Below are 13,846 nucleotides of genomic sequence, written 5' to 3' on the forward strand. Positions count from 1 at the left end.
CTAGGAGGCCAGCAGGCGGTCGCGGACGTCCATCCATTCGGACAGGGACATCGGCAGGTGATCGGCAGCCAGGCTGCGGCCGCCAACGGGCGCCGGCACGGGCGCGCAGATCCCGGGCCCGGTGACGAACGGGATACGCAGGCGCTCGGCCGCCTCCACCTCGGCGCGGCGGCGCACATTGGTCACCGCGGGCCAGATCCGACGCTGCTTGTAATGGACCATGCGTTCGGCGAAGCGGCGCATGGCCGCGAGGCGGACGTGACTGTCGCCCTCCGGCAGCATGAGGGTGACGCTGTTCACCGACTCGGCCGGCAGTTTCTCGATCTCGAAGCCCGGGTCGGTGACGCGCAGGTCGATCGTGCCGAAGTGGGGCTCCAGCAGCGCGCGCGCCTGGCGCAGGCCGGTGAACGCAGGATCGCGCGGCACGTCGTAGATCGTCGCGGCGAGCTCGCTGCGCCGCGCCGTGGGCAGGGTCTCCAGTATCGCCACATAGGCGTCGCGCAAGGTGGGCCGCGCCAGGCTGGTGAAGCAGATCGGCACGAAGATCAGCGGGCCCTTGGGCCGTTCCGACAACAACCGCGCGGTGATGCGCATGCAGTCGGCATCGAAGGCGCTGGCGTCCTTCGGCATGTGCTCGGGTCCGTCGACGACGCTGAGATGGGTCTTGGCGTTTTGGGGGATGTACATCACCACGTCGCCGTAAAAGAGGCTGCGCGGAATGAAGTAGACGCCCTGCACGCCCTCCCAGGCGGGTGGGGCGGGCGGCGGCGGTGCGGTCAGCTCACGCTTGAGCGAGGCCAACGCCGTCCATTCGGTCGCCTCCGGCGCGCGGGTCGGGATCTCTTCCGGCGGCTGTCGGCCATCGTGCGCCGGCAGGATGCGGGTCAGGCGGCCGCCGGGCGGCAGCTTCGCCGGGTCGGCGACGGCTTCGGCGACCTGGGCCGGATCCAGCGCCGCGAACGCCGTGACCGCCGCATGCGAACCTTCGAACACCAGCAGCGCAACCTCGCCCTCCTCCTCCGCGCCGAACAGGTGGCGCTGCAACTCGTCCGACAGGCGGCGCAGTTCGCCCAGGTCCAGTTCGTCGGAGCGCGGATCGGTAAGCAGGAAGCTGACGTCGGTGAGCGGGGCGAACCGGCGCGGCCAGGACCAGCGCATCTCGAGATAGGCGCTGGCGAACTTGTGGACGAGCAGTTCCAGCGCGGGCAGCGCCATCTGGCCGCGATGCGCGGAGACATCTACCCGGAGGCACGCAACGGCCGTCACAACCCGAACCCTCTCCGCTCGATCCCAGCGGATCTGAAGCTGGACATCACAGAGGGCGACGGCTTCGATTAGGTTAAGGTTTTCGCGGACTTCGCCGAGCGATGGCCTCTCCCGGCCGCCCCGCCCTCGGGCCTTGACGGCCGCTGCGTCAGCAGGCCGCAGTACTCGGAGCAGGAAAGGCGCCCCCGATGACCGAGCTCGCGATCGACGACCTGATGTTCCGCCCCGGCCTGATGAAGGGCCAACGCATCCTGATCACCGGTGGCGGCACCGGCCTGGGCAAGGTGATGGCCGAGGCCTGCGTGCTGCTGGGCGCCGACGTCTACATCTGGGGCCGGCGCGGCAATGTGATCGCCGACACGGCCAAGGAGCTGACCGACGCGCACGGCGGCGTTGCCGGCGGGACCTGCACCGGCATCGCCTGCGACATCCGCGTGCCCGAGGCCATCCACGACGCCATGGACGAGGTATGGTCGGGCGGCGCACTGACCGGCCTGGTCAACAACGCCGCCGGCAACTTCATCAGCCGCACCGAGGACCTGTCGCCCAAGGGCTTCGACGCCATCGCCAACATCGTGTTCCGGGGTTCGTTCTTCGTGACCCTCGACGCCGGGAAGCGCTGGCTGGCCGAGGGCAAGCACGCGTCGGTGGTCTCGATCCTGACCACGTGGGTCTGGAACGGCGGCCCGTTCACGGTGCCGTCGGCCATGTCGAAGGCCGGCCTGAACGTGATGACCCAGTCGCTGGCCGTCGAATGGGGCAACCGCGGCGTGCGATTCAACGCCATCGCCCCGGGCCCTTTCCCCACGGAAGGCATGAGCGCCCGTCTGAACCCCGGCGGCGGCGGGATGCTGGGCGAGGCGACCCCGACCATCCCGCTGAACCGGAACGGCGAGATGCGCGAGCTGGCCAATCTGGCCGTCTACCTGCTGGATCCGGGCTCGGCCTATGTGAACGGCCAGACCATCGCCATCGACGGCGGCTCGCACCTCAAGGGCGGCGGCGGGTTCGCGCGCCTGGCCGAATGGGGCGACGCCGAGTGGGAGCAGGCCCGCAACGCCATCCGCGCCACCAACGAAAAGGACCGCGCGCAGCGCACCGTCTGACGCATCGGTGCAAATAAAAAGACGCCCCGGGGAGGGGCGTCTTTGGGTATTCCGTAGGTTTCCGGAAGAAAGCGGCGCTTACGCGCCGCCCGGGAAGCGCATCGGGATCTTCACGTCGCCCGACTTGTCGCCCATCGGCATGGCTTCGGCCACGCAGAGAGCCGCCTTGTCGAAGCCCTTGCCCGGCGCGCTGTCCGACAGAACCGAGCAGCTGGCGAGCTTGCCGCCGGCGGCCGTGCACTGGAGCATCACCGTCGCGGCGTCGCGCGTGTTGGCGTTCTTCGTCAGGCACTTGGCCATGCTTTCCTGGAACGAAGCAGCACTCGCGCCGCCAGCCAGAGCAACACTCAGGACAATACCACCGAAAAGAGAGACAGCTTTCTGCATCCCCACCTCCTGTTGAGAAACAATGATGGGGGGAATACCGCCCGGCGGTGAATGAACCCTAAACTTCCCACCAAAATGGGAAAAGTGAGAATCGGTTAGGGGTTTCCGTTCAGCATAGCCAGGCTCGCGGGGTGTACCCCTGGCAAGTAAACATGCGGGGGACACCCAAATGAAGCGCTTTCGACTCGACGATCTGCCGTTGATGGTAAAGGTGGGCTTCGCGCCCGCACTCGCTCTGGTGATGCTGGCCCTGATGGCCACCGGCGCCGTCTTCATCCAACAGAAGCAGATGGGCGAACTGGACCGCGTGGTCCACACGGACATGCCCAACAGCCTGCGGATGCAGGAGATCTCGGAACGCATCACGGGTGTGCACGGGGAACTCTATCTTCTCCTGACGCACCAGGCGGCCCAGATCGACGCCGACAAGATCGGCGGCCAGGGCCAGGCCCTGCTGGCCGAGGTCGACAAGATCTCGAAGGACGTCGCCGCCGTCCGCGCCAAGGCGCCCGCCGCCGAGCGACCGAAGTACGACAAGCTGCTGAAGGACCTGAAGGAGACGCGCGAGGCGCTGGACATCATCGTCGCCATGATGAGCGCCGATTTCGCCTCGGCCGCCGGCTTCGCCGCGCCCTTCGAGGACCAGTACGCCAAGATGAGCTCGAACCTGGAGGCCATCGTCGCGGCCACCCAGGCCGAGACCAACAAGCAGGCGGCCGCCTCCGGCGACAGCGCCAAGGCCGCTCAGGCGGCCACGATCGCGGCGTCGATCGCCACTCTGCTGCTCACCGGCGCCGTCGCCATCTTCCTCGTGCTGAACATGCGCCGCGCCGTGCAGCGCATCGCCGGCGCCACCGAGCGCCTGTCGCGCGGTGAGAACGACGTCGAGCTCGAAAAGCTGGAACGCAAGGACGAACTGGGCGCCATCGTGAAGTCGCTGGGCGTCTTCCGCGACAACCAGCTGCACCTGGAGCGCATGCGCGCCGAGCAGGAGGAACAGCGCGCCGCCGCCGAGGCGACCCGCCGCGACGCCGCCGCCGCCGCCGAAGCCTCCGCCGACGAACAGGCCCGCGTGGTCGATTCCCTCGCGGGCGGCCTGGAACGCCTGGCCGCCGGCGACCTGACCGTGCGCCTGAACCAGGGCTTCCCGGGCTCGTACGAGAAGCTGCGCAACGACTTCAACGACGCCGTCGTGAAGCTGGAGAAAGCTCTGTCCGCCATCGCCAGCTCGACCTCGGCGATCCGTTCGGGCGGCAGCGAGATCTCGGGCGCCGCCGACGACCTGTCGCAGCGCACCGAACGCCAGGCCGCGACCCTCGAACAAACCGCCGCGGCGCTCGACGAGATCACCGCCACGGTCCAACGCTCGGCCCAGGGCGCCAACCAGTCGCGCGAAGCCGTGGCGCTGGCCAAGACCGAGGCCGAACGTTCGGGCGACGTGGTCAGCCGCGCCGTCGCGTCCATGACCGGCATCGAGGCCTCGGCCCGCGAGATCAGCCAGATCATCGGCGTGGTCGACGAGATCGCCTTCCAGACCAACCTCTTGGCGCTCAACGCGGGCGTCGAGGCGGCGCGCGCCGGCGATGCGGGTAAGGGCTTCGCGGTCGTGGCGTCGGAAGTGCGGGCGCTGGCTCAGCGCTCGGCGGAGTCGGCCAAGCAGATCAAGAGCCTGATCTCGACCTCGACGGCCCAGGTGGCAGAGGGCGTGAACCTGGTCGGCGAGACCGGCCAGGCCCTGCACCGCATCGTCGCCCACGTCGACGAAGTGTCCAAGCTGGTCAGCGAGATCGCGGCCTCCGCCAAGGAAGAAGCCACCGGCATCGCCGAGGTGAACACCGCGGTGAACCAGATGGACCAGGTCACCCAGCAGAACGCCGCCATGGTGGAGGAGACCACCGCGGCCAGCCGCATGCTGGCCGACCAGACCGAGGAGCTCTTCGGCCTGGTGTCGCGCTTCCAGATCAGCCAGGGCGAAGCTGCGGCGCCCACGCCGCGCGTTTCGGCCCGGCCCACCTTCGCCACCGCCGGAAACACCGCGCTGGCCGTCGAGGCCGAGCCCGAAGCCGAGGCCAACGACGACTGGACGGAGTTCTAAGCCTCCCCTCGGGACGGCTGAACAGCACCCGGGCGTGGGACCATACGCGCCTTGGTAACGAGGGCCGGCGCACGGGACCATACGTGCGTCGGCCCTTTCCGTTTGCGTAAGGCCAAGACGACCTTAATATGACACCCGTCAAGTTTCGGGGGCGTTGGGATTGTCGATGTCGCAGGTCGCTTATCTTCCCGCAGGCAAGCGGGAGCAGACCAAGGTCCAGAATCGCCAGGCGATCCTGGACGCGGCGCGAGAGGTGTTCGGCGAGCTGGGCTACGAAGCCGCCACCGTCCGCGACATCATCCGACGCACCGGCCTCGCGGCCGGCACCTTCTATAACTACTACCGCTCGAAGGAGGAGGTGTTCGCCGCCCTCGCCGACGATGGGGCGCGCCGCTTCGCGCCGATCCTGAAGGCCCTTCGCGGGAAGGGCGGGCCGCTGGACGGCTTCGTGCGCGACGCCATCCGCGCCTATTTCGAGTTCATGGCCGACGAGCACATCAGCTGGGCCGCGCGCCGGCCGGCCGGGGAGATGCAGCCGCACGTGCACGGCGAGACCCCCGAAATGGCCGCAGTGTTCGCCGAGGTGAAGGACGCCATCGAGAACGCCCTCAACGAGGGGCGCGGCCCGGTCTCCGACACCGAATACATGGCCGCCGCCTGTATCGGCATCGCCCGCGAGGTCTGCGACAAGATGCTGATGCGTCGGCCGATGGACGTGGGCGTCGCGGCCGACTTCGCCTCCGAGATGATCCTGAATGGCCTGAAGGGCCTGCCCGGGGGCAAGTGCTGATGGCGTCTGCCGCCGCGCAGCGCTTTCTCGCCCGGACCCTCCTCTCTCTCCCTTCCCCCGTGCTGCGGCTGATGTCCGGCGGTGGCGTCGTCTACAAGGGCGGCCGCACCCTGGATCCCCGGCTGCAGTTCCTGGCCGCCCAGGCCCGCAAGGGGCCGGCCATGGAGACGCTCGCACCCGACGAGGCGCGCCGCGGCGAGACCGCCGCGCTGGCCGCCGTCGCCGGAGACCCGGAGCCCGGCGTGCGCTGGGAGCCGCTCGGCGTCCCCGGAGCCGCCGGCGAGATCGCCGCCCGCCTCTACCGGCCCGATCCGCAGGATCCGTCCGCGCCGCTGATGGTCTGGGCGCACATGGGCGGTGGGGTGATCGGCACGCTCGACACGAACCACAGCTTCTGCGGCCTCCTGGCCCGTATCACGCGCGCGCCGGTGCTGTCGGTGGACTATCGCCTGGCGCCCGAGCACCGCTTTCCGGCCGGGCTGGAGGACGTTCTGAGCGCCTACCGCTGGGCGCGCGACCAGGCGGCCTCCTATGGCGCGAGCGGCGTGGCGGTCGGCGGCGATTCCATGGGCGGCAACTTCGCCGCCATCGTCTGCCAGGAGCTGAAGCGGACCGGGGAGCCGCAGCCGCGCGCGCAGCTGTTGATCTATCCCTGCACCGACGTGGCCTCGCAGTCGGAGTCGATGACGACCTACGCCGACGCCTTCCCGCTGAACCGACCGATGATGGACTGGTTCATGGGGCACTACATGGGCCCGGACGACGATCCCGCGGGCGTGCGTCTGTCTCCGCTACGCGAGAAGGATCTCTCAGGGCTCGCCCCGGCGGTGATCGCCACGGCGGGCTTCGACCCGCTGGTGGACCAGGGCGAGGCCTACGCCAAGGCGCTGGATCGGGCTGGCGTGACGGTGCGGTACCGCTGCTACGACAGCCTGACACACGCCTTCACGGCCTTCACCGGCGCGATTCCGGCGGCCGACGCCGCCTGCCGCGAGATCGCGGCCCTGGTGCGGGGCCTCTACGAGGAATAGCCCCATGCGCGCCCTGGTCGTCGAGGAACTGCTGCCGGACTACGCCGGCGTGCATGTGCGCGAGATCCCGACGCCCGCGCCGGGCCCGGGCGAGGTGCGGGTGAAGGTCCGTGCGGCCGCGGTGAACTTTCCCGACCTGATGCAGACCCGAGGCGAGCATCAGCACAAGCCTGCCCTGCCTTTCATCGGCGGCATGGAGATGGCCGGCGAAGTGGACGCGGTCGGCGAGGGCGTCACCGCCTTCAAGCCCGGCGATGAGGTCTGCTCCGGCGGACGGGGGGTCTTTGCCGAATACGTGGTCTTCCCCGCGGCGCAACTGCAGAAGAAGCCCAAGCGCCTGTCGTTCGCGCAGGCGGCCGGCTATCCGGTGGCGTACCTCACCGCCTATGTCGCCCTGAAGCGATGCGCGGACGCCCAGCCGGGCGAGTGGGTGCTGGTGCACGGCGCGGCCGGCGGCGTGGGCCTGGCCGCGGTCGACTATGCCAAGGTGCTCGGCTGCAAGGTGATCGCGACCTCGGCCTCGGACGAGAAGCTGGCGGTGATCCAGCGCGAATACGATGTCGACGCGGTCGTGAACGTCACCGGGGGCTTCCGCGAGCGGGTGAAGGAGCTCACCGGCGGCAAGGGCGCGGACGTGATCTACGATCCGGTGGGCGGCGACGTGTTCGACGAAAGCATCCGCTGCATCGCCTTCGGCGGCCGCATCCTCTCCATCGGCTTCACCTCGGGCCGCCTGCCGACGCTCCCGGTGAACATCGCCCTGATCAAGGGCTTCTCGGTGATGGGCGTGCGCGCCGGCGAGTACGGCCGTCAGTTCCCCGAGAAGGGGCGCGAGAACAACGCCGCGATCTGGAAGCTGGCCGAGGACGGGCTTGTGAAGCCCCGCGTCGACCACGAATACGCCCTGGCCGACTGGCGCGAAGCCTACGAGACGCTGGCCCAGCGCAAGGTGGTCGGCAAGACGATCATCCGGCTGGATCTGTGAAACTCCTCTCCCCCACACGAAGTGGGAGGGGAGAGGAGGCCAGGGCCTTTCGACCGTGTCAGGTATCGGGATAGGGTGCGGGCGCCACCCACCCAGGACCAACAATGACCATCGGCAGCGAAGAAGAACTGGAAAAGCTGAAGGCCGCGGGGCGTCTCGTGGCGCGGACGCTCAAGGCGATGGGCGAGGCGCTGGAGCCCGGGATCACCACCCGCGAGCTGGACCAGATCGGCCGGAAGATGCTGGAGGACGCGGGCGCGCGGTCCGCCCCCGAGCTCACCTACGACTTCCCGGGCGCGACCTGCATCTCGGTCGGCCCCGACGTGGCGCACGGAATCCCGGGCGATCGGCGGGTGAAGGCCGGCGACCTGATCAATATCGATGTCTCGGCGGAACTGGACGGCTTCTTCGGCGACACGGGCGCCTCGTTCGCCGTGCCGCCGGCCAGCAAGCGCGTCGAGCGCCTGTGCCGCGACGGGCGGCGCGCGCTTTGGACCGGCATCCGGGCGGTGCGTCCCGGCGCGGCGCTCTCCGAGCCCGGGCGGCAGATCGAGGCCTTCGCGCGGAAGAACGGCTACAGCCTGGTCAGGAACCTGGCCAGCCACGGGGTCGGCGCCTCACTCCACGAGGACCCGAAGGAAATCCCCACCTGGCACGAGCCCCGCGAGCGGCGGCGGATCACCGAGGGCCTGGTGTTCACCCTCGAGCCCTTCCTGTCGCTGGGCGCCGACTGGGTGGAGGATTCAAATGACGACGGCTGGACCCTCAGCCCGCCCGGCGGCGAACCGACGGTGCAGTACGAGCACACGCTGGTGGCCACGCGGAACGGAGCGATGGTGCTGACGCTGGCGGACTAGCCCTCAGGTGGTTGACAGCCAGTCGGCCATCCACTATCCACCGCCGCTCGATTTTCGACCCTGGAGCTTTCGTCGTGAAGCGCACTTTCCAACCGTCTCGCCTCGTGCGCGCGCGCCGTCACGGCTTCCGTCTTCGCATGTCCACGAAGAATGGCCAGAAGATCCTGGCGCGCCGCCGCGCCAAGGGCCGCAAGCGCCTGAGCGCCTAGCCCCAGGCTACCCTGAGGTGTCCGCGTGACGGACGCCGCCCCGCTCATCCAGAAATTGACCAAGCGCAGCGAGTTTCTCGCCTGCGCTCAGGCCCCCTCGTGTGCGAAGGGGGCCGTCGTCGTGCAGGCCAGGCCGCGCGGCGACGAGAACGCCCTCATCCGCGTGGGCTTCACCGCCACCAAACGCATCGGCGGCGCGGTCGAGCGCAATCGGGCCAAGCGCCGGATGCGCGAGGCCGCACGAGCCATCCTTCCCGAATTCGCCTCACCCGGCGTCGACTATGTGCTCATCGCCCGTGGCGGCGTGCTAAAGCGCCCCTGGGACCGGTTGCTTGACGACGTGAAAAGCGCGCTGTTAAGGCTCGCCGCCGAACGCGCTGGCCCCCAGACTCTAGACGGCCCCGCCCTTTCTCCTCCTCGACGGAAACCTGCGTCCCGCTCATGAGAGACGACAACACCCGCAACACGATCATCTTCTTCGTGTGCGCGGCCCTCCTGCTCCTGGTCTACCAGGTGTTCGTCATCGGTCCGCAGGACAAGCGCCGTGCGGAAGAGCGCGCCCGCCAGGCGCCCGCCGCGGCCGCTTCCGTCGCCGGACCGGCCGCCCCCGCGCTGCCGGTCGCCGTCACCCGGCAGGCCGCCGTCGCCGCCAGCCCGCGCGTGCCGATCGCCACGCCGGCCCTGAAGGGCTCGCTGTCGCTGAAGGGCGGCCGGATCGACGACCTCTACCTCGTGAAGTACCGCGAGACCCTGGCGAAGGATTCGCCGCCCGTCGAACTGCTGCGCCCCGAGGGCACGCAATACGCCCAATTCGCCGAAGTCGGCTGGGCCGGCGCGAACATTCCGGGCCTGCCGGGTCCGCAGACGGTATGGACCCTGAGTCAGGGCTCGGTGCTGAGCCCCGGGCAGCCGGTCACGCTCACCTATACGAACGGCCAGGGTCTGACGTTCACGCGGGTCATCGCCGTCGACGACAAGTACATGTTCACGGTGACCGACACGGTCGCGAACACCACCGGCCAGCCCGTCACGCTGGCGCCCTACGGCTCGGTGCAGCGCCAGGGCGTGCCGGCGACGCTGGGCAAGAACGGCGTGGTGCACGAGGGCGGCATGGGCTGGCTCGAGAAGCGCCGGCCGATCAAGTACGCCAAGTGGCAGAAGGACGGGTCCAGCCCCAGCTACAGTTCCACCGGCGGCTGGATCGGCATGACCGACCACTACTGGCTGACTGCGGTGATCCCCGCCCAGAACGAGCAGATCCAGGGCCAGTACCGCCTGACCAAGACGCCGGGCCTGAACCTGCTGGACGCCAATTTCGTGGGCCAGGCCAGGGCCATCGGCGCGGGCCGCCAGATCACCCACACCACCCACATTTTCGCCGGGGCCAAGCAGAACCCGGTGCTGAAGGACTACCAGGCCAAGCTGGGCATCGCCCACCTGGACGAGGCGATCGACTGGGGGATGCTCTGGTTCATCACCCGGCCGATCTTCCAGTTCCTCTCGTGGATCTACGGCTACGTCGGCAACTTCGGCGTCGCGATCCTGATCCTCACCGTCGTCGTCCGCGCCATCTTCTTCCCGCTCGCGAACAAGCAGTACGAGTCGATGACGAAGATGAAGAAGGTGCAGCCCGCGATGGAGGAGCTGCGCAAGAAGTACAAGGACGACCCCGCCAAGCAGCAGCAGGAGCTGCTCGCGCTCTACCAGCGGGAAAAGGTCAACCCGCTGGCCGGCTGCCTGCCCATCTTCCTGCAGATCCCGGTCTTCTTCGCGCTGTTCAAGACGCTGCAGCTCGAGATCGACATGCGGCACGCGCCGTTCATCGGCTACATCAAGGACCTGTCGGCGCGCGATCCCACCACCATCTGGAATCTGTTCGGCGCCATCCCGTGGGATCCGGCGTCGGCGCCCTTCGTCGGCGCCCTGCTGGCCACGAGCCTGCACATCGGCATCCTGCCGATCCTGTATGGCTTCACCACATGGCTCACGACCTCGATGAGCCCGCCGGCGCCCGACCCGATGCAGCAGCGGATCTTCCAGCTGATGCCGATCCTGTTCACCTTCATCATGGCGCAGTTCGCGATCGGCCTGCTGGTCTACTACACGTGGTCGAACATCCTGACCGCCATCCAGCAGTACGTGATCATGCGGCGCTTCAAGGTCGACAACCCGATCGATCGGATCATCGGGAAGCTGACCGGCCAGGGCAAGGCGGTCGGGTGACGGACGCCACGCCAGGTCCGGGGACCGACGGTCCGTTCGACGCCGAGGCGCTGGAGAAGGCGCGGGTGTTCTTCGCCCACCCGGTGAACTTCCTGATGGGCGCGGTGCAGATGACCGGCCTGCCGCCGGCCGACCTGCCCGAGGTGGCGTTCGCGGGCCGCTCGAACGTGGGCAAGTCATCGCTGATCAACGCCGTGACCGGCCGCACGCACCTGGCGCGCGCCTCAACGGCGCCCGGCCGCACGCGCGAGCTGAACTTCTTCGTCTGCGACGAGACGCTGCGGCTGGTCGACCTGCCCGGCTACGGCTTCGCCAAGGTGGGCCGCGGCGAGAAGAACAAGTTCCAGAACCTGGGACGCGCCTACCTGCGCGGACGGCCGAACCTGAAGCGGGCCTACCTGCTGATCGACAGCCGTCACGGCCTGAAAGACGTCGACCTGGAGGCGATGGAGGCCTTCGACCTGGCCGCCGTCAGCTACCAGATCGTGCTGACCAAGGCCGACAAGCTGAAGGCGCGCGACGTGATCCAGATCACCGCCGAGACGGTGCGCAAGATCGCCCGGCGGCCGGCCGCCTTCCCGCGCGTGATCGCCACCTCGGCCGAGAAGGGGAGCGGCATCCCCGAGCTGCGCGCCGAGATCCTGGCCTCCTGCCTGGACGGCTGGCCCGGCGACGCCCCGGCGGACTGAGGCATGGGCCCTGCCGCGCCGGACGCCCGGTTCGAGGCCGCCCGCACCCGGCTTCGCGATGGCCGCGCCGCCGAGGCGCTCGGGCTGCTCGACGACTTCCTCAACGACCAGCCTGGCTACCTGCCGGCGCTGGCCACCCGCGGCTCGGCCCTGCTGGCGCTGGGCCGGCAGGACGAGGCCGAGGCCGCCTGGCGCGATGCGCTCGCCAGCCATCCGACCCAGGAGGTGCTGGTCTGGAACCTGGGCGCCCTGCTGATGGAGCGGGGACGGCCGGCCGAAGCGCTGGCGCTGGCCGAGCGCGTGCTGGCCGCAGCGCCCGCGCACGGCCGGGCGCTGATCCTGCGCGGCGACGCGCTAACGGCCCAGGGCCGATACGAAGAGGCCGTGGAAACCTACCGGCGCGCGCCCGCGACGGCTGACCTGCTGGTCGACAGCCTCACGAAGCATGGCATGGCGCTGGCCGCGCTCGGCCGCAGTGAAGAGGCGCTCGAGCTGCTCGACCGGGCCGTGGCGCACAATCCGCAGGACCTGTTCGCGCCCTTCCGGCGCGGCTGCATCCGCCTGAGCCGGCGCGACTTCGGCGGCTGGGCCGACTACGAGACGCGCTGGCGCATGCCCAACATGGTCGACATCGCCGGTCACATCGTCACGCGCGGGATCATCCCGCAGCTCGCGCTGGCGCCGACCCGTGAAGGCTTGGCCGGCCAGCGCGTGCTGCTGCTGGGCGAACAGGGGATCGGCGACCAGATCATGTTCGCCAGCATGATCCCGGACCTGGCCGAGGTCGCCGCGTCGGTGACCTGCGTCTGCAATCCGCGGCTCGTGGGGCTGTTCTCAGGATCTCCGCTGGGCGGCTCCGTCTTCCTCGACCCGGCCAACGCGCGCATCGCGGCCAGCGGGATCGACCGGATCATCGCCATGGGCAGCCTCGGCCACGCGTTCCGGCCGGACGAGGCGGCGTTCCCGGGGACGCCGTACCTGACCCCGCGTCCAGAAGTCCGCGCGAAATGGGCCGAGCGCCTGGGGCCCCGGAGCCGGCCGCTGCGGATCGGCCTGACCTGGCGGGGCGGAATGCCTTCGACGCGGCAGACCCAACGCTCGCTGACGCTTGAGGGCCTGCGCCCGCTGCTCACCCTGTCCGGCTGCGAATTCGTGAGCCTTCAGCACGGCGACGTGGCGGCCGAGCTGGCCGCCTCGCCCGTTCCGATCCGCAGCTTCCCGCCCGAACAGCTCTCGGATTTCGAGGACCTGGGCGGCCTCGTGGCCGAGCTGGACCTGGTGGTCTCGGTGCAGACGTCGATCGTCCACCTCTGCGGCGCCATCGGTCAGACCTGCCTGACCCTCGTGCCCGGCAACGCCGAGTGGCGCTATGGCGCGACGGGCGGGTCGATGCCGTGGTACCGGTCGGTGCGAATCTACCGGCAGGCCGAACTCGGCGTCTGGGAGCCTGTGATCGAACAGGTCGTCTCGGCGCTGCGCGAACGTCTCGCCGCCCCATGAGCCTCCGGAGCTTCGAATTGCCGCCGCGCGTCCTGCCCATCTACATCGGCTACGATCGCCAGGAGGTGATCGCCTACCACGCCCTCTGCCAGAGCATCCTGGAGCGCTCGTCGCGGCCGGTGCAGTTCATCCCGATCAACCTGCGCAACCTGGGCGGCCTGTTCGCCCGCGAGGCGGTGGCCACCCAGTCGACCGAGTTCTCGTTCTCGCGGTTCCTGACGCCCTATCTCTCGGGGTACGAGGGCTGGTCGGTGTTCATGGACTGCGACATGCTGGTCCGGGCCGACATCGCCGAACTGTTCGCCCTGGCCGACGACCGCTACGCGGTGATGGTGGCGCAGCACGACTACACGCCGCGCGACGAGGTGAAGTTCCTCGACCACGTGCAGACCCGCTACGCCAAGAAGAACTGGTCGAGCGTGATGCTGATGAACAACGCCCGCTGCAAGGCGCTGACGCCGGAGTACGTGAACACGGCGTCTGGCCTGCAGCTGCACCAGTTCCATTGGCTGGAAAGCGAGGCCGAGATCGGCGCGCTGCCCCTGGAATGGAACTGGCTGGTGGGCGAGTACGACTACAGCCCCGACGCCAAGATCGCCCATTTCACCCGCGGCGGGCCCTATTTCGAAGCCTATGCCGATTGCGACTACGCCGACGAGTATCGGGCGGTCGAGGCCCGCACGATCGCCGCCCAGGGCAAGGTCTGAA

General features: G+C 69.2%; 14 protein-coding genes. 12 read left to right on the forward strand and 2 right to left on the reverse strand.

Annotated elements, in window-relative coordinates; translation table 11 throughout:
- Complete coding sequence (locus tag ACODSY_RS15565; RefSeq protein WP_488952679.1) at positions 1-1,215, reverse strand: hypothetical protein; 1,215 nt, start codon at positions 1,213-1,215, stop codon at positions 1-3.
- 239 nt (positions 1,216-1,454) lie between these two features.
- Between ACODSY_RS15565 and ACODSY_RS15570 the strand changes: the two genes are divergently transcribed.
- Complete coding sequence (locus ACODSY_RS15570) at positions 1,455-2,372, forward strand: SDR family oxidoreductase (RefSeq protein ID WP_488952680.1); 918 nt, start codon at positions 1,455-1,457, stop codon at positions 2,370-2,372.
- A gap of 78 nt (positions 2,373-2,450) precedes the next feature.
- Here ACODSY_RS15570 and ACODSY_RS15575 read toward each other — a convergent pair whose 3' ends face one another.
- Positions 2,451-2,759, reverse strand: a complete 309-nt coding sequence (locus ACODSY_RS15575) for a hypothetical protein (RefSeq protein ID WP_488952681.1) — start codon at positions 2,757-2,759, stop codon at positions 2,451-2,453.
- A gap of 169 nt (positions 2,760-2,928) precedes the next feature.
- On the opposite strand from ACODSY_RS15575, the gene ACODSY_RS15580 reads away from it, so the two are divergent.
- The 11 genes from ACODSY_RS15580 to ACODSY_RS15630 all read left to right on the forward strand — a co-directional run bounded on the left by ACODSY_RS15580 (position 2,929) and on the right by ACODSY_RS15630 (position 13,845).
- Entirely contained in the window at positions 2,929-4,854 is a 1,926-nt protein-coding gene (locus ACODSY_RS15580; protein WP_488952682.1) for a methyl-accepting chemotaxis protein, read from the forward strand.
- 166 nt (positions 4,855-5,020) lie between these two features.
- Positions 5,021-5,644 carry a TetR/AcrR family transcriptional regulator gene (locus ACODSY_RS15585; protein WP_488952683.1) on the forward strand — a complete coding sequence of 208 codons (624 nt, stop codon included), beginning with the start codon at positions 5,021-5,023 and terminating at the stop codon, positions 5,642-5,644.
- Complete coding sequence (locus ACODSY_RS15590) at positions 5,644-6,675, forward strand: alpha/beta hydrolase (protein WP_488952684.1); 1,032 nt, start codon at positions 5,644-5,646, stop codon at positions 6,673-6,675. The genes ACODSY_RS15585 and ACODSY_RS15590 overlap by 1 nt, the downstream gene beginning before the upstream one ends.
- A 4-nt stretch (positions 6,676-6,679) precedes the next feature.
- Entirely contained in the window at positions 6,680-7,660 is a 981-nt protein-coding gene (locus tag ACODSY_RS15595) for an NADPH:quinone oxidoreductase family protein (RefSeq protein WP_488952685.1), read from the forward strand.
- A 104-nt stretch (positions 7,661-7,764) separates the two neighbouring features.
- The gene (gene map, locus ACODSY_RS15600) at positions 7,765-8,517 is read left to right on the forward strand and encodes a type I methionyl aminopeptidase (protein WP_488952686.1); all 753 of its coding nucleotides are present in this window, start codon (positions 7,765-7,767) and stop codon (positions 8,515-8,517) included.
- 74 nt (positions 8,518-8,591) lie between these two features.
- Positions 8,592-8,726, forward strand: coding sequence for a 50S ribosomal protein L34 (rpmH, locus tag ACODSY_RS15605; RefSeq protein WP_068877158.1), 135 nt, complete (start codon positions 8,592-8,594; stop codon positions 8,724-8,726).
- 25 nt (positions 8,727-8,751) lie between these two features.
- Positions 8,752-9,171: a ribonuclease P protein component gene (gene rnpA, locus ACODSY_RS15610; RefSeq protein ID WP_488952687.1), complete on the forward strand. Its 420-nt coding sequence runs from the start codon at positions 8,752-8,754 to the stop codon at positions 9,169-9,171.
- Positions 9,168-10,949, forward strand: coding sequence for a membrane protein insertase YidC (gene yidC / locus ACODSY_RS15615; protein ID WP_488952688.1), 1,782 nt, complete (start codon positions 9,168-9,170; stop codon positions 10,947-10,949). The genes rnpA and yidC overlap by 4 nt, the downstream gene beginning before the upstream one ends.
- A gap of 65 nt (positions 10,950-11,014) precedes the next feature.
- Entirely contained in the window at positions 11,015-11,638 is a 624-nt protein-coding gene (yihA, locus tag ACODSY_RS15620) for a ribosome biogenesis GTP-binding protein YihA/YsxC (protein WP_488952758.1), read from the forward strand.
- Between the two features lie 3 nt (positions 11,639-11,641).
- Positions 11,642-13,138: a tetratricopeptide repeat protein gene (locus ACODSY_RS15625; RefSeq protein WP_488952689.1), complete on the forward strand. Its 1,497-nt coding sequence runs from the start codon at positions 11,642-11,644 to the stop codon at positions 13,136-13,138.
- On the forward strand, positions 13,135-13,845 hold the full coding sequence (locus ACODSY_RS15630; RefSeq protein WP_488952690.1) for a hypothetical protein: 711 nt from the start codon (positions 13,135-13,137) through the stop codon (positions 13,843-13,845). The genes ACODSY_RS15625 and ACODSY_RS15630 overlap by 4 nt, the downstream gene beginning before the upstream one ends.
- The last annotated feature ends 1 nt before the right edge of the window (position 13,846 follow it).

The sequence above is a fragment of the Phenylobacterium sp. FG114 genome, from assembly GCF_057809855.1.